Origin of the sequence: Marinobacterium alkalitolerans (assembly GCF_017776525.1) — a bacterium.
In the GTDB taxonomy this organism is placed as follows: Bacteria; Pseudomonadota; Gammaproteobacteria; order Pseudomonadales; family Balneatricaceae; genus Marinobacterium; species Marinobacterium alkalitolerans.
Map to the genome: position 1 here is coordinate 59,568 of NZ_JACVEW010000015.1, position 22,214 is coordinate 81,781.

Consider the following 22,214-nt stretch of genomic DNA (forward strand, 5'->3'; position numbering starts at 1 on the left):
AATGGAACCAGACGCTTGATCAGGCGTCACATTGATAAGCCTGCTTGTTGCACCTGCAGCACCTTAAATGCTAATACTCCACGGCTAACGCTAACCCGCGCCCTGCCTTGCATATACGTGTTAGAATTTTCGTTGGTCACTAATTTCGAGGTTACATAATGCCCTTACTAGACAGCTTTACCGTTGACCATACCATCATGGAAGCACCGGCGGTTCGTGTTGCCAAAACCATGAGCACCCCTTCAGGGGACACGATTACTGTTTTCGACCTGCGCTTTAACAAGCCGAACGAAAGCATGATGGGCGAAAAAGGCATTCATACGCTGGAACATCTGTTTGCAGGGTTCATGCGTGAGCACCTGAACGGTGATGGCGTGGAGATTATCGATATCTCTCCGATGGGGTGCCGAACCGGCTTTTACATGAGCCTGCTGGGCGAGCCTGACGAGTCGCGCGTTGCTGCCGCCTGGACTGCATCGATGCAGGATGTGCTGAACGTGGAGTCTGAAAATGATATCCCTGAGCTCAACAAGTATCAGTGCGGCACCTTCATGATGCACTCTCTGGAAGAGGCAAAGGAAATCGCAAAAGCCATTCTCGCTCAGGGTGTAGGCGTGAATAAGAATGATGAGCTGAAAATGGATTCAGAGACTCTGCAAAAGCTGGGTAACGAGATGTAAGCACATCGACAGATGTGAGCATCAGCTCTTGGGTCGCGTTTCCACTCGGTGCGCGACCGGATACCCTTCCTGCCAGTTCAGCTTCTCGAACAGGCACTTGATATCCTCGCCGACACCCGCCTCAATCCGCAGCATCTGTCCGCTTTCGGGATGCTCGAACTCAATGGCAGTGGCCATCAGCAGCAGACGGTGAGAGTCCAGATGTTCACGAAACAGCCGATTATGGCGCCCTTCCCCGTACTTGGTGTCACCGACGATTGGATGAAGGATGTGCTTCATGTGTCGGCGAATCTGGTGCTTGCGCCCCGTTGAAGGCTTGACCTCAACCAGTGAATACCGTGCCTCCGGGTAGCGACCAACCGGAATGGGCAAGCGAGCGGTCGCAATACGGCGGTAGGCCGAAACGGCTTCCTTCGGCTCCTTGTCAGGGTTTGCGTTGGGGTGATCTGCCTTTTTGTCGTGTATCGGCTTGAGCGCGTAATCGATTGTGCCGGCTTCGTCGGTCCAGCCACGCACAACGCACAGGTAGGTCTTGTTGATCTTGCGTTCGATAAACTGCTGCTGCAGGTGCTGCCCTGCTGTCTTGTTGCGCGCAAAAAGAATGACACCCGAGGTAGCACGGTCAAGACGGTGCACGGTGTGCAGCTTTTCGCCGGGATAACGCTCACGCAACAGTGCGACCAGATTAGGGGTTTTGGCCGGGGCTATCCAGCTTGGATGAACCAGCAGGCCGGCAGGCTTATGGACGGCGAGCATGCAATCATCCTCGTAGAGGATGTCGAGTGAGAAGTCGTCGATCACGGGAACCAGTCAATCAGGCAGGTATCTAAGGAAAAAGTGGCGGAGGGACAGGGATTCGAACCCTGGGAGCCTCTCGACTCGTCGGTTTTCAAGACCGGTGCTTTCGACCACTCAGCCATCCCTCCGTAGAAATTGCGATTCTACTGGGAATCTTTTTGATGTCAAACCGTCAAAACGCTTGAAATACAGGTACAAATCCTCATCATTGCTTTCAGAAGGAAACAAACTGCGAGGTTCATAATGGATAACGTTCGTGCTGTTAATAGCCGCTCTAGTCAGGCGGTGCTGGAGACCAACAAGGTCATCCGCAACACCTATATGCTGCTGGCGATGACACTGGTATTCAGTGCAGTGACAGCCGGTATCTCCATGGCAATCAACCCACCTTTCATGGTGTATTTGGGCAGTGTGCTGCTCAGTTTTGTATTGCTGTTCGTCATCAACCGTAAACAGAACTCGGCCGCTGCCCTGCCGCTGACGTTTGCCTTTACGGGTTTGCTGGGCTTTGGTCTGGGGCCGATCCTGAACCACTATCTGGCACTGCCTAACGGTGGCGAGATCGTGATGACCGCCATGGGCATGACAGCCATCACTTTCCTGGGCCTCTCTGCCTACGTGCTGACCTCCCGCAAGGACTTCAGCTTCATGGGCGGTTTCCTGGCAGCGGGCTCCATGGTGCTGATTGTGGCCATGATTGCCCTGTTCGTACTGCCGCTGTTCGGTGTTGATATTTCCGGCCTGCAGCTTGCCTTCTCGGCAGCCGTAGTGCTGCTGATGTCCGGTTTCATCCTCTACGACACCAGCAACATCGTGAATGGCCGTTATACCAACTACGTGATGGCCACTGTTGGTCTGTACCTGAGCATTTACAACCTTCTGGTTCACCTGCTTAGTCTGGTGGGTGCTTTCAGCGACGACTAAGCTCACGCGTAACCGAAAAGCCCTGTCATCTGTTAAGATGGCGGGGCTTTTTTGATTTGGACGTCTGCACAATGATTTTTACGATTGTGGTTCATTCCGCCCCCTATCAGTCCGGTTCTGCCGCCACCGCGTTGCGTTTTACACGCGCAGCACTGGACGCCGGGCATCGCATTCACCGGGTCTTCTTTTATCGCGAAGGGGTTCATAATGCATCGGCACTGGCCAGTCCGCCCCGTGATGAACGCTCCCTGCCGGCCGAATGGCAGGCCGTTGCGCAGGAGTACGATCTGGATCTCGTCGTATGTATAGCTGCCGCAGTACGCCGTGGCGTCCTGAATCAGGAGGAGGCGCGCCGTTATGAAAAGCCGGCCGCCAACCTGGCCGAAGGATTTGAGCTCTCGGGGCTGGGCCAACTGGTTGAAGCCAGCATCCAGTCAGACAGGGTCGTTACCTTTGGAGGTGGGCGATGAGCAAGTCCGTCCTGGTTATCTGTCGCAGTGCGCCCTACCGCTCCTCTGCAGCACGCGATGCACTGGACATGGCGCTGAGTTGTGCCGTATTTGAATTGCCCGTCAGCCTGTTGCTGCTTGATGACGCAGTGCTTCAGCTACTGCCCGGTCAGCAAAGTGGCGCCATCGGTGAAAAAAGCGTGAACGCGATGCTGGGGGCCTTGCCGATGTATGACATTGACCGGATCTATACCAGTCTAGCCAGCCTTGCGGCGCATGGTCTTGAAGCGGAATCTCTGGATCCTTCACCGGAAGTGCTGGATGCTGACGAGCTTAAGCAGTTGATTGATGGTCATGAGGTGGTACTGACGCTATGACATTGCATTTACTGGGTGCGTCGCCTTCAGATCGTGCGACCTTTGAATCCTGCCGCAGCACCCTGACCGAGCAGGATACGCTCCTGCTGTTGGAAGAGGGCTGTTATTGGGCACTCCCCCATCACCGCCAGGAACTCTCTCGTATACCTGCACGCGTGGTCGCACTTGGCCCTGACTGTCTGGCGCGGGGTATCGCGACTGAAGGACTTAAAACGGTTGATGACGCCGAGTTTGTGGTGCTTGCCACTGAGCATGCGCGCACGGTGAGCTGGTATTGAAGGTATGATTGTGAACGTTGAAGGGCATGATGTCGCCCTGGATGAAGAGGGCTACCTGTACGATCTGGAGCAATGGTCGCCTGCGGTTGCTACAACGCTTGCCCGTGAAGACGGACTGGAGCTGACTGACGAACACTGGGAAGTGATTGAAGTGTTGCGTCGATTTTATCAGCAGTACCAGCTCTCCCCTGCCATGCGCCCGCTGGTCAAGGCAGTTGCCGCCGAGCTGGGGCCCGAGAAGGGACGTAGTATTCATCTGATGAAGCTGTTTCCGGGCAGCCCTGCCAAGGTTGCAGCTCGTCTGGCCGGTCTGCCCAAACCGGAAAACTGCCTGTAGGAGTTCCCGTGCTCAAGTTTGCTGCCAACCTCAGTCTGCTGTTTACGGAGCTTCCGCTTCAGGATCGGTTTCCGGCTGCCCGGGAGGCAGGGTTTCGCCGGGTCGAAATCCAGTTTCCCTATGAACTGCCATTGAGCCAGCTGCAACAGCTCCTGCATGACAACGCGCAAACACTGGAGCTGATCAATATACCGGCTGGCGACTGGGCGTCCGGTGAGCGCGGTCTCGCCTGCCTTCCCGGCAGAGAGGACGCGTTTCGTGCCGGCGTGGACAAGGCCCTTCACTGGGCCCGTGTGCTGCAGGTGCCACGCATTAACTGCCTGGCGGGCATCAAGCCTCAAGGCGTTTCCCCGGAAACCGTCAAGTCGACACTTGAGCGCAACCTGGTCTGGGCCAACAGGCGCTGCTCTGAGGCAGGCATCCTGCTCATGGTGGAAGCGATCAATACCGAGGATGTTCCCGGCTTTTACCTGCACCAGAGCGCACAGGTGTTCAGGTTAATGGAAGAACTGGCGCTGGAATCCACGCGTATGCAGTACGATGTCTACCACATGCAAAAAATGGAAGGCAATCTGATCTCGACTTTGCAGCGCAATAGAGACAAAATCGGTCATATACAGATCGCAGACGTTCCGGGTCGGCATGAACCGGGGACAGGCGAGATCCATTTTGCTAATCTTTTCAAAGCACTTGAGGCGATGGCGTATTCAGATATCATCAGCCTTGAGTATATTCCACTGGGGCGTACAGACGCCGGCCTCGAGTGGCTGAAACCTTGGATGACACAGGACACACAGCATGAGCATGAATGCAGCAGCGGCTGAACACTTGCGACAGCTTCAGGAAACGCAACAGGCCGAGCATGATCAGAACCGACGCACTCAGCAGGAAGAAGTGGTGTATCACCAGTGGGCCACTTTCCGTGTCGATGATGAGTTATATGGCATTGATGTCATGCAGGTTAAGGAAGTCTTGCGCTTCAGTGAAATCACACCTGTACCGGGCGCCGATACCTCCATTCTCGGCATCATCAACCTGCGCGGTAACGTTGTAACGGTTATCGATACACGTCAGATGTTCGGCTTGCCCATGGTGCCCTATGACGATGAAACGCGCGTTATCGTGGTGGAATTCAATGAGCAGGAAGTCATCGGCCTGGTGGTGGACAGCGTGGATGAGGTGATCAACCTGCCTCACAACGACGTTGACCGTGCGCCCAGCGTGTCAGGTGATGACTCAACCAAACGATTTGTGCAGGGCGTGTGTTACCACAACAACATTCTGATCATCCTGCTTGATCTCACCAAAATGCTGCTCAGCATCACTCCCCTCACAGAAGAGGAACTGCTGAATCAGCGCGGTTACTGATTCGGCCGCATAAACGTAGCAGGTGCCAAGGGTACCTGCTGCGCGTCAGAAGCTCCCCTGCCGGTATACCGGAATTTCATGATCGCGGGCATATTCAATTGCCTGATCAATTTCAGCCAACATCCGCTGTTTGTCCTTCCCGAGCGTGCCCTTGAGGACCAGCGAATTGGATACGTGATCACTGCGGAAAATGGTCTGATTGAGCTCGGTGGCAGCAATCAGTGAACGCATTTCCTGAAACAGCCCCAGCCCGTCAAGCGGCTGAAAGTCGCCGTCATAACCCTCCAGCACTGTTTGATCGGTACCGCGACGGAAAAACAGTACCAGTGTGGCCAGATATTCGGGCTGAACCCGGTTGACGAGTCGCGCGGATGCCAGTGCATGCTCCTCACTGAAGCGCTGTCCCCCTGCCCCGTTAATAAGCATGACGGAACGCTTGATACCCGCTTCTCCTGCCTTGATCAGGGCCTCGGCCGTACTGTCGAAGGTTTCACCCTTGTCGAGTGCCCTGAGCACCTGATCGGAACCACTTTCGGCCCCCATATAGATCAGCGTCAGGCCCAGTTCACGAAGCTCGGCCAGCTCTTCAACAGATTTGCGCTTGAGGTTGGCCGGCAGACAGTATGCCGACACTCGTCGGACGGAAGGCATGTGTGTACGGATGGCGGTCAGAATGGTTTTCAGCCGGCGTACCGAGAGCGCCATGGCGTCGCCGTCGGCCAGAAAGACGCGGCGTACGCCCGGCAGGCTTTCACCACACCGCTGTATCTCGGCCAGCACCTCGGCTTCCGCCTTGGGACGGAAGCGCTTGTGCTCATCGGTGTACATGTCACAGAAGGTGCATTTGTTCCAGCTGCAACCGTTCGTGACCTGAAGAATGAGGGAGTCAGCCTCGCTGGGTGGCCGGAATACCGGCTCTATGTAGCTGACCGGCGGCTGGGAGTACCACATCAGTTTGCCTGTGCGCGGTTGAACAGTCGGTAGAAGTTTTCAGTGGTCTGCTCGGCAACCTGTTCAACGGGAATGCCCTTGAGCTCTGCCACGCACTCGGCCACTTCTGCCACGTAGGCCGGCTGATTCTGCTTGCCGCGATACGGTACAGGCGCCAGATACGGTGAGTCGGTCTCAACCAGAATCCGGTCCATGGGGACGGCTTTGACGACGTCTCGCAGCTCGGCGGCATTGCGGAAGGTGATGATACCTGAGAAGGAGATCATGTAGCCCATATCCAGTGCAGACAGCGCCATTTCACGGGATTCGGTAAAACAGTGCAGAACGCCGGCCGAGTCCGCATTGCCATGCGCCTTGATCAGGTCCAGCGTATCCTGGCGCGCGTCACGGGTATGCACAATCACCGGCAAGCCCAGTTCACCGGCCAGCTTCAGGTGCCCGGCAAAGCTTTCCTGTTGCTGGTCGATGGTATCCTGAGTGTAGTGGTAGTCTAGGCCGGTTTCACCCAGTGCGATGATTCGCGGGTCTTCAGCGAGTGACTTCAGTCGATCCGCGTCAAACGGGCTTTCTTCTACATGGAGCGGATGAATGCCGGCAGAAAACCAGACATCGTCGAACTCGCGAGCAGCTTCATACATGCTGTCGAAACGGTTCAGGTCGACACAGACGCACAGCATCTTGCCGATATCACGTGCCTTGGCGGCATCAATCACGTTCTTGAGCTGGCCATCGTGCTTGTCCAGCTTGAGCATATCCAGATGGCAATGAGAGTCTACTAACATCGAGCCTCTATCTTTACAGTGTGTTGGTACGGCGTCCACTGGAGGACATGCCGGCCAGATAGGTTTCTATTTTGTTGACCAGGGAAGAGTCGTCACTGGAAAGCTGAATGCCGATACCCGGCACACGGCCGCCCTGCGCCGCCTTGGGCGTGACCCATACCACCTTGCCGGTCACTGGTATCTTGTCGGGTTCTTCCATCAGCATCAGCAGCATGAAAACCTCTTCACCCAGCTGATAGGTACGTGTCGTCGGTATAAACAGCCCACCGTTGGTTACAAAGGGCATGTAAGCCTTGTACAGGCTTTCCTTGTTGTCGATATTGAGTGACAAAATACCGTGGCTGATCCGCGGAATAATGGCCATGGTTCAACGTTCCTCTGTTTATCGGATCAGGGCTGACCATTGCTGCAGCAACGTCTCCAGCAACAGTTGGCGATTCGGGTTCTGCCGCAACATGAGACTAACCCGCTCTTCCTGTATACGATCCGACATCTGGAAAATTTTAACGCGGCTACCCTGTTTGGCAACGGCTTCCAGCATGCGTTTCATGTCGCGGTTAACCCGCGGCTGGTCACTGTGTGTCATCTGCATCCGGATCACGTCGTTAAGCAGACTGGCCAGCCAGTCCAGACAGTTTAGCAGATCACATTTGGTCAGTTTAGTCGCCAGTTCAGAGGCACTGACACGGTCGCGCAACAGATCAGCCAGCCCCGTCAACAGCTGTTTGCGCTGATCCATGGCATCCCCCTGATAAAGGTCCCGTGCGCGAAGCGGTGCGCCATGTGCGATCGCCAACAGCTGCTCGGACTTTTCCTGGGGCAACCCCAGCGCAGTCGATAGCCAGGCAATGGCATCGGGCGCTGGCGGTACGGCAAAATCGATCCGCTGACACCGGCTGCGGATGGTCGGCATAAGCTGCCCGGGCTGGTGGCTGATCAATACCAGCAGCGTATCCTCTCCCGGTTCTTCCAGTATTTTCAGCAGCGCATTCGCTGAAGAGGTGTTCAGAGACTCCGCGGGCTCAAGTACGACAACTCGATAGCCGCCCTGCTGGGCGGTACTGTGAAGGTGGTCGATCAGCTCTCGCACCTGGTCAACCTTGATCGGCTTACCCGGCCCTTCAGGGCTGACCTGAATGAAATCCGGGTGCGAGCCTGCCTGTCTCAATTCGCAGCTGTGACACCGGCCGCAGGGCTGACCATTGGCTGGCGCCTGACACAGAAGGTAGTTGCCCAGAGTTGTCGCAAAGTCCTGTTTGCCGATACCGGCGGGGCCCGCCAGCAATAGTGCATGAGGCAGCCGGCCGCCACTGCACTGTTCAACCATGTGTGCCCAGCGGGATTCGAACCAGGGGTAGTGCAGAGCCTGACTCATAAGCCGTCCTCGAAGGCTTTCAGCGCTGTTTCAATCTGGTCCTGAACTGCCTCCAGAGCAGGCGAGGCATCAATGATGGAGAAGCGGTCCGGCTCCTGGCGTGCGCGGCAGAGATATTGCTCGCGCACCGCCTCAAAAAAGGCCAGTTGCTCGGACTCAAATCGATCAGGTGCGCTGCGCGCACTGGCGCGTGCCATTCCAGTCTCAACCGGTACGTCCAGCAACAGTGTCAGATCCGGTCGCAGGCTTTGCTGGACCAGTTGCTCCAGGGCCGTGATTGCCTGCATATCCATTTGGCGACCGCCTCCCTGGTAGGCAAAGGTGGCATCAGTAAAACGGTCGCACAACACCCACTTACCGGCTTCAAGCGCCGGTCGAATGACTTGATCGATATGCTGAGCCCGTGCTGCAAATACCAGCAACAGCTCGGTGAGATCCGCCATCGGCTCTGTGCGCGGTGACAGCAGCATTTCGCGTATCGATTCGGCCAGCGGTGTGCCGCCAGGCTCTCGGGTGCGCACAACGTCATGGCCGCGTGAGCGCAGCCAATTCTCGATAAATGCCAGGTTGGTGGTTTTACCCACCCCTTCTCCGCCTTCAACGGTGATGAAACGGCCGATCTGCATGGAGTTACTCATTAGGTGAAGAACGGTAGTCTGCGCGCCGGTTCAACTGGTAACGCCGCACGGCGTTGTTGTGTTCGCGCAGGGTGTTGGAAAACTGGTGCGAGCCGTCGCCACGGGCGACAAAATAAAGTGCCTTGCCTTCCGCCGGATGAAGAGCTGCTTCAATCGCCTCACGCCCTACCAGCGCAATGGGCGTTGGCGGCAGGCCGTCAATGGTATAGGTATTCCAGGGCGTATGCCGCTTCAAATCAGCGCGCGTAATGTTGCCCTGGTACCGGTCGCCCATGCCATAGATCACGGTAGGGTCAGTTTGCAGCCGCATCCCCTTCTCCAGGCGGCGAACAAACACCCCCGCAATCTCGTTTCGCTCGGAGGGAACGCCGGTTTCCTTTTCGATGATTGAGGCCATGATCAGAGCCTCATACGGTGACTGGTAAGGCAATTTCGGCTTGCGCTCCGCCCATTCGGCCTCCAGAACGGCGTTGAGATCTTCATGGGCGCGCTTTAATACGCTCAGGTCAGAGGCTCCCCGCTCGAACTGGTAGGTCTCTGCCAGGAACAGGCCTTCGGCGGCCTTGTGCTCAATGCCCAGCCGCTCCAGAATCTGCTGCTCGCTCAGGTCAGTCGTCTGGTGCTTGAGCCGGTCATCTGCCAGCAATCGCTCATGCAGCTCCCGGAAGGTCATCCCTTCCACCAGAGTGAACTGATGGCTGACAGTATCCCCCTTCACGACACGCTCCAGCAGCGACCGCAGTGTCATGCCGGGCTCCACCCGGTACTCGCCTGCCTTGATATGGGTAATAGACGGGTTCAGGCGCGCTTCAATCTTCAACCAAAGCGGATCTTCAACCAGTGACAGCTCAACCAGCTGATCCACAAAACGGGGATACCAGGTGCCTTTTTCAACGTGCAGTTCAAAGGGGGCATCGATTGGCAGTTGCGCCTGCATTTTTTCCTGCTGCGCACGGTAGCCCATCCAGCCGATACCGGCGACCAGAACAGCCAATACGCACACCAGGAGCAGCAGCTTTTTAATCATGTTTCCTTCCGTTGCAGCTGCAATGATTGCAGGTAACGTGTTGTATCTCCGAGGTTAAATGTCAGGTCTTCCAGCCTGATGATGGGCCAGATGCCAATCAGGCTGTTGCACAAGAACAGCTCGCTTGCGGCTTCAACCTGTTGCGGGGAGTACTGCCCGACCTCGACCTTCAGTCCGGCCTGACGGGCCGCACGGATAATCTCGTTGCGCATGATACCATCGATACCCGCCTGCGACAGGTCAGGCGTATGCAGTACCGAGCCTGACACCATGAACAGGTTGCTCATCGTCCCTTCGACAACGTAGCCACGGGTGTCACACACGAGGCCTTCACGAATCCGAGGGTCATGCCATTCACTCCGGGCCAGCACTTGCTCCAGACGGTTGAGATGCTTGATGCCGCTCAAGGCAGGCTGACAGACGAGGCGCGTCTCACACCAGCGTACATTGATACCCTGGTCAGGGTTGTCAGAGTAGTCCGGCAAAGGGGACAGGTTCAGTATGCGTGTGGGTGCAGGCGTCTCTGGCGTCGCGTAGCCGCGCCCTCCGCTGCCACAGGTCACCGTTATTTTGAGTACGGCGGAGTCAGATGGACGCTTCAGTACCTGCAGGTCTTCCAGCAACTGCTGGCGCAGGCCCGCAGCGGGGATATTGAGTCGTGCGCAGCCCTGTTCAAGGCGGGTCAGGTGCGCATCCAGCAGGCAGGGAATGCCCTGGTACACCAGGATAGTTTCAAAAACGCCCTGGCCATAGGCCAGCCCACGGTCCGTTATCGAGACCGTTGTGGCGGGCTGACCGTTGACCAGACACTGATTCTGCATAAGAGGCATGGAGAAGGAAGGCTCCTCCTGCACTTAAATGCGATTGAAAATCAGCGTTCCGTTGGTGCCGCCAAAACCAAAGGAGTTGGACATGGCTGCATCAATGGTGCACTCCTGAGCGGTATGGGCGACATAGTTCAGGTCGCAACCGTCAGAGGGGTTGTCCAGGTTGATGGTTGGTGGCGCTACCTGGTCACGCAGTGCCAGCACGCAGAATGCGGCTTCGACTGCACCCGCTGCACCCAGAAGATGACCTATCATCGACTTGGTTGAACTCATGCGTACCTGCTCGGCAGCCGAGCCCAGCACGCGTTTGGCTGCGTTGGATTCGGCAATGTCCCCCGCCGGCGTGGAGGTGCCATGCGCATTGATGTAGTGGATACGCCCGGTATCGATGGCGGCATCGTTCACTGCGTTTTGCATCGACAGTGCGGCGCCGGCACCGTCTTCAGGCGGAGCCGTCATATGGAAGGCGTCATCCGACATGCCAAAGCCGGACAGCTCACAGTAGATGTGGGCACCACGTGCTTTCGCGTGTTCGTATTCTTCAAGGATCAGCACCCCTGCCCCGTCGCCCAGCACAAAGCCGTCACGATCACGATCCCAGGGGCGGCTGGCCGCTGTCGGGTCGTCATTTCGTGTTGAGAGTGCACGCGCAGCGGAGAATCCGGCCAGACCCAGTGGGGTAGTAGCCATTTCGGCACCGCCTGCCACCATCACATCCGCATCGCCATACTGGATCATGCGCATGGCATGGCCAATGTTATGGGTGCCACTGGTGCATGCGGTGGTAATTGCGATATTGGGCCCGCGCAGACCGTATTTGATCGCCACGTTGCCGGAGATCATGTTGATGATGCTGCCAGGCACGAAGAAAGGAGATACTCGACGCGGCCCTGTATTGTTCAGGGTGTCGTGAGTTTTCTCGATCATGGGCAAACCGCCAATGCCTGAGCCGATGGCGCAGCCAATGCGGTGAGCGTTGGAGTCGTTTGCTTCAATGCCGGAATCTTCAATTGCCTGAGCGGCTGCCACCATTCCGTACTGAATGAACAAGTCCATTTTGCGTGCTTCTTTGGCACTCATGTATTGGTCAAGGTCGAAGTCCTTGACCGATGCAGAGAAGCGCGTTCCGAACTGTGAGGCATCAAAGAAATCGATGGGGGCAGCGCCGCTTTTACCGGCAAGGATATTGTCCCAGGTGTCCTTCACGGCATTGCCCACGGGTGTAAGCAAACCCAGTCCGGTAACAACCACTCTTCTGCGAGACATCCTAATCCTCCAGTCTAGAGGCCTGATAAAAGAAAAGCCGCACTATATTCGCATATAGATGCGGCTTTTCGACTAATTCTGTCGTGATTGATTACTGATGAGCGTTGATGTAATCGATCGCGAGCTGAACGGTGGTGATTTTTTCAGCTTCTTCGTCAGGAATTTCGGTTTCGAATTCCTCTTCCAGCGCCATAACCAGCTCAACAGTGTCCAGGGAGTCAGCGCCCAGGTCTTCGACGAAGGAAGCAGAGTTAACAACTTCTTCTTCTTTTACGCCCAGCTGTTCAGCGATGATCTTCTTTACGCGCTCTTCAATGTTACTCATATCTCTTCCTATTATCTTCTCAGTACCATCACATCGCAGGATGCGAGATGGAATTTTAGAAAACCCATTACGCTCTGGCAACAAGTGTGACGGTTGGAATTTTATCTCCGTCAACTGACGGCCAATTATCAACAAAACGGCGAAAAAAACAAATTTTCTTTCGCCGGATTTTGTCCTTGATCAGGACATGTACATGCCACCGTTCACGTGAATGGTATCACCGGTCACGTAGGCACCACCATCACTGGCCAGAAAACCGACCACAGCAGCCACTTCTTCCGGCTGACCCAGGCGGCTCATCGGAATCTGAGACTGCAGGTTCTGCTTGTGCTCATCGGCCAGACCGGAGGTCATATCCGTATCGATAAAGCCGGGAGCAACACAGTTTACGGTAATGTTGCGCGAGCCCACTTCACGCGCCAGAGCGCGAGTGAAGCCTTCCATGCCGGATTTGGCAGCAGCATAGTTGGTCTGACCGGCGTTACCCATGGACGCCACAACGGAGCTGACACTGATGATACGACCCCAGCGCGCCTTGGTCATGCCGCGCAGACAGCCCTTCACGAGGCGGTAGATCGAGTTCAGGTTGGTATTGATCACACCATCCCACTCATCATCCTTCATGCGCATCAGGATATTGTCTTTGGTGATACCGGCATTGTTCACCAGGATTTCGACAGTGCCATAGTCGGACTGGATCTGCTTGAGCACCGCTTCGACGGACGCGGCGTCCGCAACATCCAGCACCAGGCCTGTACCCTTGTTACCGGCCTCAGCCAGGTAAGAGGAAATGGTTTCGGCTCCCTTCTCACTGGTCGCTGTACCGATAACGACAGCCCCCTGCTGCGCCAGATTGGACGCAATCGCTTTACCAATGCCTCGGGTTGCACCGGTGACCAGCGCAACTTTGCCTTCAATACTCATGAAAGTCTTCCTAACATCCTGAAAAATTTAACCGAGCGCTTTTTCCAGCCCGGCCGGTTCGCTGATGGAAATTCCCGTCAGGGAACGGTCAATCTTCTTGTTCAATCCGGTCAACACCTTGCCGGGACCACATTCCAGAAGGGTCTCGACCCCCTGTCCAGACATCTGCTGGACACAGCGCGTCCAGAGCACCGGGCTGTAAAGCTGAGCAACCAGATTCTGCTTCAGTGTTTCCAGATCCTGCGCCACCTCGGCGGACACATTCTGCACCACCGGGATAGACGGCATGTTCAGCTCTACATCAGCCAGGGCTGCCTGCAGCCGCTCTGCTGCTGGCTTCATCAAGGCACAGTGAGACGGCACGCTGACAGGCAGAGGTACCGCACGCTTGGCGCCGGCCGCCTTACAGGCCTCAATGGCACGATCAACGGCAGCCTTCTCACCCGCGATCACAACCTGACCGGGGCAATTATAGTTGACGGGTGACACCACTGCCCCCTCAGCGGCCGAGGCACAAGCATCCTCGATCGCATCATCGGCAAGCCCAAGGATGGCCGCCATGGCACCGGTACCTGCCGGAACGGCGGCCTGCATGGCTTCACCGCGCAGTTTAACCAGTTTAACGCCATCAGACAGTGACATGGCACCGGCACATACCAGTGCAGTATATTCGCCCAGGCTGTGACCGGACATCATGGCAGGTGCGTCGCCACCCTGCTCCTGCCACAGGCGCCACAGAGCAACCCCTGCGGTCAGCAGCGCCGGCTGGGTGTTCTCCGTGCTGTTGAGAGCCTCTTCAGGGCCTTCCTGACACATCGTCCAAAGATCAAAGCCGAGGGCTTCGGACGCTTCCGCGAAGGTCTGCTGAATTACCGGATGCTCGGCGGCCAGTTCTGCCAGCATGCCAAGCTGCTGAGAACCCTGACCAGGAAAAACGAAAGCAAGCGTCTGCGACATGGTTTCCCCATACTGTACGTGTGACTTGTGTACCCGGCACTTGGCTCAGGTTAAAGGCCGCTAGTGTACAACATTGGGAAATAATTAGAATAAGGGGTTAGCGGCGGGACGATGAGAGATGGCGCTCGAGATGCTCGCTGATGAGCGCCGGGATATTCATTTCGGCTTCGCTGATCGCCTGATCAATGGCGTGTGAGAAACAGCTTTGAGTGGCGCTGCCATGGCTTTTCACGACGATTCCCTGCAGGCCCAGCATGCTGGCACCATTGCGTCGTCCCGGATCCAGTTGCTCCTGCAGCTCTTGCAATATGGGACGTGCGAGCACAGCCAGCAGGCGCCGGTAGAGGTTGCGGGTGAAGCTTTGGCGAACCTTGCGGCCGATAAGACGCGCCAGGCCTTCGCTGCTCTTCAGGGAGATGTTGCCGACAAAGCCATCACAGACGATCAAGTCGGCCTTTCCTGCGAATACGCCATCCCCTTCTACAAACCCGATATAGTTCAATTCAGGCTCTTCAGACAGCAACCGTGAAGCCAGTCGTACCTGCTCATTCCCCTTGATCTCTTCTGCACCGATATTCAGCAGCCCTACTCGGGGGTGCTCAATTCTTTCGACAGCCTGCAACATCACGGACCCCATGATGGCAAATTGCAGCAGATGCTCGGACGAGCAGTCCACATTGGCCCCCAGGTCCAGCATATAGGCGTGGCCGTTGAGGGTCGGAATGGCTGAGGTAATGGCGGGTCGATCGATACCGGGGAGTGTCTGCAGGATGCAGCGTCCCATGGCCATGAGCGCACCGGTATTACCCGCACTGACACAGGCATCGGCCCGGCCTTCGGCAACCGCCTTTAACGCCATGAACATCGACGAGTCACGACGACGCCGGAGTGCGAACGAAGGCTTGTCATCCATCGTAACGATGGTTTCAGCATGGATAGGCTGAAGGCGCTGTTTGATGCTGTCGGGGAGTCGAGCGAGGTAGGGCTCAAGAGAAGACTGCTGTCCGAACAGCAGGATCTGCAGATGGGGGTGGCGCTGCAGGGCCTCGCAGGCGGCAGACACGGTTACGCGGGGACCGTAGTCCCCGCCCATCGCGTCAACCGCAATACGATACCCTGCGGTCAAGCTTACTCGTCGCCTTTGGCAACAACCTGACGGCCGCGGTAAAAACCGTCAGCGCTGACGTGGTGACGACGGTGGGTTTCACCGGTAGTTGCGTCAACAGACAGAGTCGGGTTGCCCAGCGCATCGTGAGAGCGACGCATATCACGCTTTGAACGGGACTTTTTGTTCTGCTGTACTGCCATGGTATCTAGCTCCTGGTTTAACTCTTATCGGCCTTTTCTTTAAGCTGGGCCAATACACTGAAGGGGTTGGGTTTATCATCCTGCGTCCGGGCCGTTTCCGATTCACCGAACGAGGTCTGAATACTGCAGTCATCGTGATACGCAACGAGCGGCAGGCTCAGCATCAGCTCGTCCTCGATGACCGGTAGCAGTTCAATCTCATCCGTTTCAATGATCAAGGGATCATAGTCACGGGGAAGATGCTTCGCCTGTTCATCCGTCAGCGCCACTGCCAGGTTGAAGTCGGCTTCAACCTCAACGCTTACGGGCTCGAGGCAACGCTGGCACGTCATGCTGACAGCGCCCTTTGCCTGACCCGTGAGGGTGGACAGGTTCTGTTCATCTTTCGCAAATTCAATTTCAACAGCAAAACTGCCGCTGTCATTTGCCAGCGCGGATACCAGTCTAGGCATATCAGCGACATTTGCTGTACCAGCAAAAACCGCTTCGCGCTCGGCTAATTTGCGAGGCTCAATTTTTTTCGGTAATGGACCGTACGACATAAGCGCGCAATTCTATGGGCAGAACCCCTTGCTGTCAAAGAAAATAGGGGTTTATGGAGATTATTAAGGCACCTATTATAACAGCAATTGTTTTGTCCCCATATTATTATCACAAGGAGTGGTCATGATACCGACCATTGTGCTCGCATCCAGCTCTCCCTGGCGTCGTGAAATCCTCGATAAGCTGGGCCTGCCCTACCAGACACGCCACCCTGAAATTGATGAAACACCCCTGGGCAGCGAGTCCCCTGCTGAGCTGGTTGCCCGTCTGTCGCGAGAGAAGGCCGAGGCCGTCGCCGAACACTTCTCGAACGCCCTTGTCATCGGCTCAGATCAGGTGGCCGTACTGGATGATCATATTCTGGGCAAACCCGGCACACATGCGCGCGCGGTCGAACAGTTAAGTGCCGCTTCCGGGCGCTCTGTTACTTTCCTTACCGGTCTTACGCTGCTGAACAGCAAAACCGGCCATGCACAAACCGAGGTTATTCCGTTTCAGGTTCACTTCAGAAAACTGTCAGAGGGATTAATCGAGCGTTATCTGCGACACGAGCAACCCTATAATTGTGCCGGCAGTTTTAAATCCGAAGGGGCCGGTATCGTATTATTCGAGCGCCTGGAGGGAGATGACCCCAACACCCTGATTGGACTGCCCTTGATTCGTCTTGTCAGGATGCTGGAGTCTGAAGGTGTAGAGCTGTTCTGATTACTCCAGTGAGTAGCCGGTTCGAGCGCCGATCTGCAATACCAGCTCACGCGCCACTTCGGCACCAAACTGCTTGATAATACGATCGATGGGCCGCGGGCGTGACGTGTAGTCCACCAGCTTTTCAGCTCCGACAATGTCTCTGGCTACCATGGAGCTGCTGCCAAGCCCATCGACAAGCCCAAGCTCAAGCGCCTGTTCGCCGGTCCACACCAGCCCCGTGAACAGCTTCTCGTCATCTTTCAGACGATCCCCTCTGCCACGTTTGACCTGCTCAATAAACTGCTGATGCGTAGTGTCGAGAACACTCTGCCAGAACTCGCGATCCTCTTCCCGCAAGGGGGAAAACGGATCCAGAAACGCCTTGTTCTCGCCCGCAGTCAGTGTGCGGCGCTCCACACCGATCTTGTCGATCAGCTCCACGAAGCCGAAGCTGGAAGAGATAACCCCGATGGAGCCAACAAGACTGGCCTTGTCGGCATAGATCTCGTCTGCCGCCGCGGCAATATAATAGGCACCCGAGGCACCGATGTCGGTAATGACCGCATACACTTTCTTGGCAGGATAGAGTGTGCGCAGACGCTTGATCTCGTCGTACACATATCCGGACTGAACCGGACTGCCACCCGGGCTGTTGATACGCAGGATCACCGCCTGACTTCGATCCGCTTCAAAGGCGTCTCTTAGTGCGGTGATAATGGCGTCAGCGCTGGCCTCTTCATCATCCGCAATCGGCCCCTTGACCTCGACCAGTGCAGTATGCGCGTGCGGAACCACATTATCGGTGTCGATATCGTTGCTGAACCAGAAAATGGCCAGCAGCGCGAACAGATAGGTAAACGTCAGCAGCTTGAAGAAGATGCCCCAGCGGCGCGCTCGGCGATGCTCAACATGCAGACTGCCCACCATTTTTTCGATCAGGCGCCACTCTTTTTGAGTGGTCGGGCGTTCAACCTTGCCGGTTGACTCGGCGGCCGGCTCATCCGCTCTCTTTTCGTTAGCGGCGTCTGCTTCGCTTTTTTCAGGAGGCTCTACTCCCCAGTGCTGGTCACTCACGCGATTCCCTCGTGTTCGTTAAGTCCATTATGCTGGTCCAGCCAGTGTTCCAGCTCCACAAACTGGTGGATCTCCACCACAGGTTTGAGTACTGTCAGTCGATCAATATGGTGGGCACCATAGCTGACTGCAACCGTATCGATATCAGCCCTCTGCCCCATCTCCAGATCATATTCCGTATCGCCGATCATGAGCGCCTGAGCAGGTGAAACACCGGTTTCGGCCAGCAACTCATGCAGCATGAGAGGGTTGGGTTTGGATGCTGTTTCATCGGCACAGCGTGAGGTTTCAAAAAGATGCCCTATGCCGGTTTCCGCAAACACATGATCCAGCCCCTTGCGACTTTTGCCAGTGGCGACCGCCAGGCGATAGCCCTTAGCCGACAGGCTTTCCAATGTATCTTGCACACCGGGAAACAGCGCCGTCGGGGTGGTGTCGGCACCCAGGTAATAGTGTCCGTACCGTTCGCGCATGGGGTCGATAATGTCGTCACCTTCACCGGGGAAGAGGGTTTTGATCGCCTCCGGCAGCCCCAGCCCGATAATATCCTGAGCTGCATACCAGCTTGGCACCGGCAAATTCAGGTCTGCTGCAGCAGATCTGACGCTGGACGCAATACGTCGGGTCGAATCAATCAGGGTTCCATCCCAGTCAAAGATCAAAAGCTTGTACACGCCGAACTCCTCAGCATTGTGCGGATCAGTTTTCCTGGCGCGTCGGCCAGATCAGAAGCTCGCCCACATCCACATGCTCGGGCTGCTCCAGTGCATATACGACCGCGTTCGCAATATCGACCGGTTTCAGCATGGCGGCATCCTCGCCATACATGTTGCTTTTGACCACGGCGCGAATCTTTTCATGGCCGATGCTGTCCGGCAGCTCGGTATCAACGGAGCCCGGCTGAATGTCCGTGACACGTACACCGAAGCGAATCGCCTCCTTGCGCAGGGTTTCCGATATGGCGCGCACGGCATGCTTGGTGCCGGCATACACCCCTGCACTGGGATACGTCGTACGGGCAGCAATCGAGCTTACATTGATAATGTGGCCCTGTTTACGGTCCGCCATACCGGAGTAAACCGCATGAATTGCGTACAGCACCCCCTTGATGTTGACGTCGATCATCTGATCCCACTCATCGACACGGCCATTAATGATCGGGCTGATCGGCATGGTGCCTGCGTTGTTGATCAAAATATCGATACCCCCAAGATCAGCCAGACGTTCACCCAGGGTATTCATGGCAGCCCGGTCGGATACATTCACGGGCTCAAGGTGTACCTGTGCGCCCTGACTGCGCAGCTCATCTGCCAGTGCCTGCAGCCTGTCCTCGCGTCGAGCTGAGAGCACAACCTCTGCCCCTTCGGCTGCCAGTGAACGTGCAACTGCCTGTCCGATACCTGAGCTGGCACCGGTCACCCAGGCGCGCTTTCCTTTAAATTTCATACAGTTAACCTGCCATGTAAAAACAATTCATAACGCTTGGCGCACCATATTCTGGCGCAAGGCCAGAAGTGCGTCCACTCAAACGAAAAAACCGCTGACGCAAGCGACAGCGGTTTTGATGTTCCCATTCAAAGGTATCAGCGGTGCTTGAACTCGGGTTTGCGCTTTTCTGCAAACGCGTTCATGCCCTCTTCACAATCTTCGAATGCAAATGTGGACTGGAACGCATGACGTTCATGCTTCAGCCCGTCCGCAAGATTGGCGCTGACCGCCATATTCACCGCCTGCTTGATCATGCCGACGGCAGGTGCCGAGTTGGAGGCAATCTTGCGTGCCGTCTTGAAGGCTGTTTCCAGCAGCTCTTCGGCAGGCACGATGCGTGATACCAGTCCGCTGCGCTCAGCTTCCTCGGCATCCATCATGCGGCCGGTCAGACACATCTCCATCGCCTTGGCCTTGCCGACGGCCTTGGTCAGACGCTGGGTACCGCCGGCACCCGGCATGGTGCCGATGCCAATTTCAGGCTGTCCGAACCTGGCGGTTTCGGCTGCGATGATAAAGTCACAGGCCATCGCCATTTCGCAGCCACCGCCCAGGGCGAAACCGGCCACGGCCGCAATCACCGGTTTGCGCGCGTCATCAATGGCACGCCAGCAGTCACGCTTCACGTACGGGAAGTCCAGCGCATACAGTGAGGCAAAGTCATGCGCTTTCATTTCCTTGATGTCGGCGCCGGCCGCAAATACCTGCTCACCACCGGTCAGGAGGATGCAGCGCACGTTCTCATCCGCATCCATTGCCTCGATGGCCTGACCCAGCTCAGAAGTGAGCTGAAGGTTCAGTGCATTCATGGCCTTGGGACGATTCAGGGTCAGTATGCCGACACCGTCACGAATCTCGACCAGTACGGTTTCAAATTCCATGCTCGACTCCTGTCTTACTTCGGGTGACGACGGCTCTGTACGAAGCGGAAACGGTTCGCAACAAAGGCGTAATCACTCAGGCATGCGTTTGCAGCCGGGTTGCCGCCGGTCGCATGGAAGTCACTGAAAGCCGCGCTCTGGTTAACGAATACACCGCCAGTCAGGTTGGTGCTCAGCGCAACGCAGGCGTCCAGTGCAGCCTCTTCGATCTTTTCAATCTGTGCTTCGTCGCTGCTGTAGCAACCCATGGTGATTGCACCATGTTTTTTCACAACATTACGGGCCAGCTCGATGCTGTGGTCACGGCTGTCAGTGCGAATGATGAAGCTGATCGGGCCAAACAGCTCCTGACCCCATACATCTTCTTTTTCAGCGTCGATTGTCATGATCAGCGGGCTGCGAACACGCGCATTCTCAAACTGCGGGTGAGTCAGCTTCTCGGAGTCACGCACAACAGTGCCAAGACCTTTGCTGTCTTCGATGCGCTGAGCAGTCGCTTCAGACTGGATGGCACCCAGCACCATCGCGGCACGGTCGGGATCAGACAGGAACTTGGTCACACCGGTGGCAATGGCTTCGGCCACTTCATCAAAGGACTTGTGTCCCTGATCGGTTTCGATGCCGTCTTTGGGCACGAAGATGTCCTGAGTGGTGGTACACATCTGGCCGGAGTACAGGCTCAGGGTGAACGCCAGGTTGCGTACCATGCCTTTAAAGTCATCGGTTGAGTCAATAACGATGGTATTGGCACCGGCCTTCTCGGTGTACACCTGCGCCTGGGAGCAGTTCTGCTCCAGCCAGTCGCCGAATGCGGTGTTGCCGGTGAAGTCGATCAGTTTGACTTCCGGACGCTGAGCCAGCTCCATGGTTTCCGGCTTGGCAGGATCCGCATCCACGAACAGGGACACGATATGCGGCGGCAGGCCCTGCTCTTTCAGAACTTCCTGTGCCACCTGAACACTGATGGCTGCCGGCAGAACCGCAGCGGGATGCGCCTTGACCACAACCGGGTTACCGGTCACGAGAGAGGCAAACAGGCCCGGATAGGTGTTCCAGGTCGGGAAAGTGGAGCAGCCAATGACCAGACCCACACCACGACCACAGGTCGTGAATTTCTTTTCCATTACCAGCGGGTCATGCTTGCCCTGCGGCTTGGTCCAGGTCGCCTGAGACGGAACGCTGGCCATGGTTTCGTAGCCATAGGCAACGGCTTCAAGGCCACGGTCCTGCGCGTGAGGACCACCCGCCTGGAAGGCCATCATGAAGCCCTGACCTGAGGTGTGCATGACCGCATGCGCGATCTCAAAGCTGCGCTTGTTCAGGCGATCCAGAATTTCAAGACAGATACCGGTACGTCCTTCAACACCCTGATCACGCCATGCCTTGCGGGTTTCTTCCATCGCCGGCAGCAGCTTGTCCATATCAACAGTCGGGTACTGGACGTTCAGGTCGATACCGTAGGGAGATACCTCACCACCCGTGCGTCCGCTGATACCCGGCATCTCCAGCTCAAACGGCTTGTTCAGGTGTGCCTTGAAGGCAGCCTCGCCGTCCGCGGGAGCCGTTTCACCGTAAGCGCGCGGGCTCGGGTTTTCTGACCAGGGGCTGAAATAGTCACGGCTATGGATGGCCGCCAGAGCCCCGTCCAGGGTGCTCTTGTGCTTGGCAAAAAGGTTCTCGCTCATCAGGTGTCTCCCTTGTGCTGAACGCCCATCATGAGGACGCGATGTTGTTCTGTTATGGAGTCTGAGTATGGCACTCGGTGCAGGTCCTGCACGTCAGTTTGTGCCCCCGCGGGGCGTACTCCAGCAATCATGACTAATATTGTTCTGGATATACTTGACAGGATACAACACAGATTATGATACGGAAAGAACAATATAGGTGTTAAATATTGTATCTCTTTTGTCTTTTAGGTTAACCTTGCCGAAGCTGTCAGGGCATCTGCGG

General features: G+C 56.3%; 29 protein-coding genes and 1 tRNA gene. 9 read left to right on the forward strand and 21 right to left on the reverse strand.

Translation table 11 applies throughout. The features are described 5' to 3' along the window. Positions 1 to 158: 158 nt before the first annotated feature. A complete protein-coding gene (gene luxS / locus H9C73_RS10690; protein ID WP_209287817.1) occupies positions 159 to 680 on the forward strand; it encodes an S-ribosylhomocysteine lyase in 522 nt (173 codons plus the stop codon). A 21-nt stretch (positions 681 to 701) separates the two neighbouring features. Here luxS and H9C73_RS10695 read toward each other — a convergent pair whose 3' ends face one another. Together H9C73_RS10695 and H9C73_RS10700 are read right to left on the reverse strand one after the other, a co-directional pair. Then, positions 702 to 1,436 carry a pseudouridine synthase gene (locus H9C73_RS10695; RefSeq protein WP_209287818.1) on the reverse strand — a complete coding sequence of 245 codons (735 nt, stop codon included), beginning with the start codon at positions 1,434 to 1,436 and terminating at the stop codon, positions 702 to 704. Positions 1,437 to 1,518: 82 nt separating this feature from the next. Then, positions 1,519 to 1,606: transfer RNA gene (locus tag H9C73_RS10700), tRNA-Ser, on the reverse strand. A 115-nt stretch (positions 1,607 to 1,721) separates the two neighbouring features. On the opposite strand from H9C73_RS10700, the gene H9C73_RS10705 reads away from it, so the two are divergent. The 7 genes from H9C73_RS10705 to H9C73_RS10735 all read left to right on the forward strand — a co-directional run bounded on the left by H9C73_RS10705 (position 1,722) and on the right by H9C73_RS10735 (position 5,211). Beyond that, positions 1,722 to 2,402 (forward strand): Bax inhibitor-1/YccA family protein, encoded by a 681-nt coding sequence (locus H9C73_RS10705; protein ID WP_209287819.1) that lies wholly within the window; start codon positions 1,722 to 1,724, stop codon positions 2,400 to 2,402. Positions 2,403 to 2,473: 71 nt separating this feature from the next. Then, the gene (gene tusD / locus H9C73_RS10710; protein ID WP_209287820.1) at positions 2,474 to 2,872 is read left to right on the forward strand and encodes a sulfurtransferase complex subunit TusD; all 399 of its coding nucleotides are present in this window, start codon (positions 2,474 to 2,476) and stop codon (positions 2,870 to 2,872) included. Further along, positions 2,869 to 3,228 (forward strand): sulfurtransferase complex subunit TusC, encoded by a 360-nt coding sequence (gene tusC, locus H9C73_RS10715; protein ID WP_209287821.1) that lies wholly within the window; start codon positions 2,869 to 2,871, stop codon positions 3,226 to 3,228. The genes tusD and tusC overlap by 4 nt, the downstream gene beginning before the upstream one ends. Beyond that, positions 3,225 to 3,506, forward strand: a complete 282-nt coding sequence (gene tusB, locus H9C73_RS10720) for a sulfurtransferase complex subunit TusB (RefSeq protein WP_209287822.1) — start codon at positions 3,225 to 3,227, stop codon at positions 3,504 to 3,506. The genes tusC and tusB overlap by 4 nt, the downstream gene beginning before the upstream one ends. Positions 3,507 to 3,510: 4 nt before the next feature. Further along, positions 3,511 to 3,843 carry a TusE/DsrC/DsvC family sulfur relay protein gene (locus H9C73_RS10725; protein WP_209287823.1) on the forward strand — a complete coding sequence of 111 codons (333 nt, stop codon included), beginning with the start codon at positions 3,511 to 3,513 and terminating at the stop codon, positions 3,841 to 3,843. An 8-nt stretch (positions 3,844 to 3,851) separates the two neighbouring features. Continuing rightward, a complete protein-coding gene (locus tag H9C73_RS10730; RefSeq protein ID WP_209287824.1) occupies positions 3,852 to 4,667 on the forward strand; it encodes a hydroxypyruvate isomerase family protein in 816 nt (271 codons plus the stop codon). Next, positions 4,642 to 5,211: a chemotaxis protein CheW gene (locus H9C73_RS10735; protein ID WP_236014224.1), complete on the forward strand. Its 570-nt coding sequence runs from the start codon at positions 4,642 to 4,644 to the stop codon at positions 5,209 to 5,211. Before H9C73_RS10730 ends, H9C73_RS10735 begins: the two co-directional genes overlap by 26 nt. Positions 5,212 to 5,256: 45 nt before the next feature. On the opposite strand, the gene H9C73_RS10740 is transcribed toward H9C73_RS10735, so the two are convergent. The 14 genes from H9C73_RS10740 to H9C73_RS10805 form a co-directional block, all read right to left on the reverse strand. Continuing rightward, a complete protein-coding gene (locus H9C73_RS10740) occupies positions 5,257 to 6,162 on the reverse strand; it encodes a radical SAM protein (RefSeq protein ID WP_209287825.1) in 906 nt (301 codons plus the stop codon). Beyond that, complete coding sequence (locus H9C73_RS10745) at positions 6,162 to 6,944, reverse strand: TatD family hydrolase (RefSeq protein ID WP_209287826.1); 783 nt, start codon at positions 6,942 to 6,944, stop codon at positions 6,162 to 6,164. Before H9C73_RS10745 ends, H9C73_RS10740 begins: the two co-directional genes overlap by 1 nt. A gap of 13 nt (positions 6,945 to 6,957) precedes the next feature. Further along, positions 6,958 to 7,308, reverse strand: a complete 351-nt coding sequence (locus H9C73_RS10750; RefSeq protein ID WP_209287827.1) for a PilZ domain-containing protein — start codon at positions 7,306 to 7,308, stop codon at positions 6,958 to 6,960. An 18-nt stretch (positions 7,309 to 7,326) separates the two neighbouring features. Further along, positions 7,327 to 8,319, reverse strand: coding sequence for a DNA polymerase III subunit delta' (locus tag H9C73_RS10755; RefSeq protein WP_209287828.1), 993 nt, complete (start codon positions 8,317 to 8,319; stop codon positions 7,327 to 7,329). Next, positions 8,316 to 8,945: a dTMP kinase gene (tmk, locus tag H9C73_RS10760; RefSeq protein WP_209287829.1), complete on the reverse strand. Its 630-nt coding sequence runs from the start codon at positions 8,943 to 8,945 to the stop codon at positions 8,316 to 8,318. Before tmk ends, H9C73_RS10755 begins: the two co-directional genes overlap by 4 nt. Before the next feature lie 4 nt (positions 8,946 to 8,949). Continuing rightward, complete coding sequence (gene mltG / locus H9C73_RS10765) at positions 8,950 to 9,984, reverse strand: endolytic transglycosylase MltG (protein ID WP_209287830.1); 1,035 nt, start codon at positions 9,982 to 9,984, stop codon at positions 8,950 to 8,952. Continuing rightward, entirely contained in the window at positions 9,981 to 10,814 is an 834-nt protein-coding gene (gene pabC / locus H9C73_RS10770) for an aminodeoxychorismate lyase (RefSeq protein WP_209287831.1), read from the reverse strand. Before pabC ends, mltG begins: the two co-directional genes overlap by 4 nt. Positions 10,815 to 10,838: 24 nt before the next feature. Next, the gene (fabF, locus tag H9C73_RS10775; protein WP_209287832.1) at positions 10,839 to 12,077 is read right to left on the reverse strand and encodes a beta-ketoacyl-ACP synthase II; all 1,239 of its coding nucleotides are present in this window, start codon (positions 12,075 to 12,077) and stop codon (positions 10,839 to 10,841) included. Between the two features lie 91 nt (positions 12,078 to 12,168). Beyond that, positions 12,169 to 12,402 (reverse strand): acyl carrier protein, encoded by a 234-nt coding sequence (gene acpP, locus H9C73_RS10780; RefSeq protein ID WP_010323864.1) that lies wholly within the window; start codon positions 12,400 to 12,402, stop codon positions 12,169 to 12,171. A gap of 180 nt (positions 12,403 to 12,582) precedes the next feature. Continuing rightward, on the reverse strand, positions 12,583 to 13,326 hold the full coding sequence (gene fabG / locus H9C73_RS10785; protein WP_209287833.1) for a 3-oxoacyl-ACP reductase FabG: 744 nt from the start codon (positions 13,324 to 13,326) through the stop codon (positions 12,583 to 12,585). A 27-nt stretch (positions 13,327 to 13,353) separates the two neighbouring features. Beyond that, entirely contained in the window at positions 13,354 to 14,283 is a 930-nt protein-coding gene (gene fabD / locus H9C73_RS10790) for an ACP S-malonyltransferase (protein ID WP_209287834.1), read from the reverse strand. A gap of 97 nt (positions 14,284 to 14,380) precedes the next feature. Continuing rightward, entirely contained in the window at positions 14,381 to 15,409 is a 1,029-nt protein-coding gene (gene plsX / locus H9C73_RS10795; RefSeq protein WP_209287835.1) for a phosphate acyltransferase PlsX, read from the reverse strand. Positions 15,410 to 15,411: 2 nt separating this feature from the next. Continuing rightward, positions 15,412 to 15,591 carry a 50S ribosomal protein L32 gene (rpmF, locus tag H9C73_RS10800; protein WP_209287836.1) on the reverse strand — a complete coding sequence of 60 codons (180 nt, stop codon included), beginning with the start codon at positions 15,589 to 15,591 and terminating at the stop codon, positions 15,412 to 15,414. A 17-nt stretch (positions 15,592 to 15,608) separates the two neighbouring features. After that, positions 15,609 to 16,133, reverse strand: a complete 525-nt coding sequence (locus H9C73_RS10805) for a YceD family protein (protein ID WP_209287837.1) — start codon at positions 16,131 to 16,133, stop codon at positions 15,609 to 15,611. 124 nt (positions 16,134 to 16,257) lie between these two features. Here H9C73_RS10805 and H9C73_RS10810 point away from each other — a divergent pair, with 124 nt between their 5' ends. After that, positions 16,258 to 16,839: a Maf family protein gene (locus H9C73_RS10810; protein ID WP_236014225.1), complete on the forward strand. Its 582-nt coding sequence runs from the start codon at positions 16,258 to 16,260 to the stop codon at positions 16,837 to 16,839. Here H9C73_RS10810 and sppA read toward each other — a convergent pair whose 3' ends face one another. The 5 genes from sppA to paaN all read right to left on the reverse strand — a co-directional run bounded on the left by sppA (position 16,840) and on the right by paaN (position 21,949). Continuing rightward, positions 16,840 to 17,895, reverse strand: a complete 1,056-nt coding sequence (sppA, locus tag H9C73_RS10815) for a signal peptide peptidase SppA (protein ID WP_328797968.1) — start codon at positions 17,893 to 17,895, stop codon at positions 16,840 to 16,842. It abuts the gene before it with no gap. Beyond that, positions 17,892 to 18,569 carry an HAD family hydrolase gene (locus H9C73_RS10820; RefSeq protein ID WP_209287838.1) on the reverse strand — a complete coding sequence of 226 codons (678 nt, stop codon included), beginning with the start codon at positions 18,567 to 18,569 and terminating at the stop codon, positions 17,892 to 17,894. The genes sppA and H9C73_RS10820 overlap by 4 nt, the downstream gene beginning before the upstream one ends. A 25-nt stretch (positions 18,570 to 18,594) precedes the next feature. Next, positions 18,595 to 19,341, reverse strand: a complete 747-nt coding sequence (locus tag H9C73_RS10825) for an SDR family oxidoreductase (RefSeq protein WP_209287839.1) — start codon at positions 19,339 to 19,341, stop codon at positions 18,595 to 18,597. Positions 19,342 to 19,478: 137 nt separating this feature from the next. Next, complete coding sequence (locus H9C73_RS10830) at positions 19,479 to 20,264, reverse strand: enoyl-CoA hydratase-related protein (RefSeq protein ID WP_209287840.1); 786 nt, start codon at positions 20,262 to 20,264, stop codon at positions 19,479 to 19,481. Positions 20,265 to 20,278: 14 nt separating this feature from the next. Next, positions 20,279 to 21,949 (reverse strand): phenylacetic acid degradation protein PaaN, encoded by a 1,671-nt coding sequence (gene paaN, locus H9C73_RS10835; RefSeq protein ID WP_209287841.1) that lies wholly within the window; start codon positions 21,947 to 21,949, stop codon positions 20,279 to 20,281. Between the last annotated feature and the right edge of the window lie 265 nt (positions 21,950 to 22,214).

Coding starts and splice junctions, on each gene's coding strand:
- pabC (WP_209287831.1), bottom strand. CDS start 10,814: ATGCCTCTTATGCAGAATCAGTGTCTGGTCAACGGTCAGCCCGCCACA.
- H9C73_RS10830 (WP_209287840.1), bottom strand. CDS start 20,264: ATGGAATTTGAAACCGTACTGGTCGAGATTCGTGACGGTGTCGGCATA.
- H9C73_RS10755 (WP_209287828.1), bottom strand. CDS start 8,319: ATGAGTCAGGCTCTGCACTACCCCTGGTTCGAATCCCGCTGGGCACAC.
- H9C73_RS10740 (WP_209287825.1), bottom strand. CDS start 6,162: ATGTGGTACTCCCAGCCGCCGGTCAGCTACATAGAGCCGGTATTCCGG.
- tusC (WP_209287821.1), top strand. CDS start 2,869: ATGAGCAAGTCCGTCCTGGTTATCTGTCGCAGTGCGCCCTACCGCTCC.
- tmk (WP_209287829.1), bottom strand. CDS start 8,945: ATGCAGATCGGCCGTTTCATCACCGTTGAAGGCGGAGAAGGGGTGGGT.
- H9C73_RS10825 (WP_209287839.1), bottom strand. CDS start 19,341: ATGAAATTTAAAGGAAAGCGCGCCTGGGTGACCGGTGCCAGCTCAGGT.
- mltG (WP_209287830.1), bottom strand. CDS start 9,984: ATGATTAAAAAGCTGCTGCTCCTGGTGTGCGTATTGGCTGTTCTGGTC.
- H9C73_RS10750 (WP_209287827.1), bottom strand. CDS start 7,308: ATGGCCATTATTCCGCGGATCAGCCACGGTATTTTGTCACTCAATATC.
- H9C73_RS10705 (WP_209287819.1), top strand. CDS start 1,722: ATGGATAACGTTCGTGCTGTTAATAGCCGCTCTAGTCAGGCGGTGCTG.
- fabG (WP_209287833.1), bottom strand. CDS start 13,326: ATGAGTATTGAAGGCAAAGTTGCGCTGGTCACCGGTGCAACCCGAGGC.
- H9C73_RS10725 (WP_209287823.1), top strand. CDS start 3,511: ATGATTGTGAACGTTGAAGGGCATGATGTCGCCCTGGATGAAGAGGGC.
- H9C73_RS10805 (WP_209287837.1), bottom strand. CDS start 16,133: ATGTCGTACGGTCCATTACCGAAAAAAATTGAGCCTCGCAAATTAGCC.
- fabF (WP_209287832.1), bottom strand. CDS start 12,077: ATGTCTCGCAGAAGAGTGGTTGTTACCGGACTGGGTTTGCTTACACCC.
- tusD (WP_209287820.1), top strand. CDS start 2,474: ATGATTTTTACGATTGTGGTTCATTCCGCCCCCTATCAGTCCGGTTCT.
- paaN (WP_209287841.1), bottom strand. CDS start 21,949: ATGAGCGAGAACCTTTTTGCCAAGCACAAGAGCACCCTGGACGGGGCT.
- H9C73_RS10810 (WP_236014225.1), top strand. CDS start 16,258: ATGATACCGACCATTGTGCTCGCATCCAGCTCTCCCTGGCGTCGTGAA.
- fabD (WP_209287834.1), bottom strand. CDS start 14,283: ATGTCGCAGACGCTTGCTTTCGTTTTTCCTGGTCAGGGTTCTCAGCAG.
- H9C73_RS10735 (WP_236014224.1), top strand. CDS start 4,642: ATGAGCATGAATGCAGCAGCGGCTGAACACTTGCGACAGCTTCAGGAA.
- rpmF (WP_209287836.1), bottom strand. CDS start 15,591: ATGGCAGTACAGCAGAACAAAAAGTCCCGTTCAAAGCGTGATATGCGT.
- luxS (WP_209287817.1), top strand. CDS start 159: ATGCCCTTACTAGACAGCTTTACCGTTGACCATACCATCATGGAAGCA.
- H9C73_RS10695 (WP_209287818.1), bottom strand. CDS start 1,436: ATGCTCGCCGTCCATAAGCCTGCCGGCCTGCTGGTTCATCCAAGCTGG.
- acpP (WP_010323864.1), bottom strand. CDS start 12,402: ATGAGTAACATTGAAGAGCGCGTAAAGAAGATCATCGCTGAACAGCTG.
- H9C73_RS10745 (WP_209287826.1), bottom strand. CDS start 6,944: ATGTTAGTAGACTCTCATTGCCATCTGGATATGCTCAAGCTGGACAAG.
- tusB (WP_209287822.1), top strand. CDS start 3,225: ATGACATTGCATTTACTGGGTGCGTCGCCTTCAGATCGTGCGACCTTT.